Genomic DNA, 697 nt, shown 5'->3' on the forward strand with positions numbered 1-697 from the left:
GTTCTGCTGGTGGGATACGAGTGGCGCCGCGCGCCCGGCCGCGCCTCCGGCCTGGCATCCGACCGTCGACGCGGTGCTGGCGCTCGCCGCCGAATACGGCGTCGTCCCGCAGGTGTTCGGCGGCCTGCTGTGGCAACGCCTGACCGGCCTCGCCTACCTCTCCACCACCTCGGACCTCGACCTGCTCTGGCCGGTCCCGGTCACGCGCCGCCTCCTCGACGGCCTCGCCACGATCGACGCGAACGCCCCGATGCGCCTCGACGGCGAGGTCGTCCTGCCGGACGGCGCCGGGGTGAACTGGCGCGAGCTCCGCGACACCCCGCCCGGGGGATCGGTGCTGGCCAAGGGACTCGACCGGGTGGCGCTGGTGCCGGCGGGCCTGGACCGGTGATGTCGGCGGATCGAGCCTTCACAGCCCATTCCCATCCACCATCCTCATCCTGAGGTGCCGCAGCGAAGCGGAGGCCTCGAAGGAGCCTTCCAGCTTGCGCGCGATCCCTGGAGCGCTCCTTCGAGGCCCGCTGACGCGGGCGCCTCAGGATGAGGGGGTGGGTTGGAGGAACCCCGCATGCCTATGGCGGTGGTCCTCAGCCCGCCAGCTCGCCTGCCCGGCGCTGCGCCGCTGCGACGGCTTCGCGCACCAGGGGACTGAGCGCGTCGGCGCGCATCAGCACGTCGAGGGCGGCGGCGGTGGTGC

General features: G+C 73.5%; 1 protein-coding gene and 1 pseudogene. One reads left to right on the forward strand and one right to left on the reverse strand.

The features are described from left to right. Positions 1 to 391 (forward strand): malonate decarboxylase holo-[acyl-carrier-protein] synthase (mdcG, locus tag FV222_RS28350; protein WP_147816441.1); only part of this gene is annotated, 391 nt, incomplete at its 5' end. Between the two features lie 196 nt (positions 392 to 587). Here mdcG and FV222_RS31695 read toward each other — a convergent pair. Further along, positions 588 to 697 (reverse strand): annotated as a pseudogene (locus FV222_RS31695) (pyrroline-5-carboxylate reductase); the annotation flags it as partial.

This window comes from Methylobacterium sp. WL103, from assembly GCF_008039885.1.
GTDB lineage: Bacteria > Pseudomonadota > Alphaproteobacteria > Rhizobiales > Beijerinckiaceae > Methylobacterium > Methylobacterium cerastii.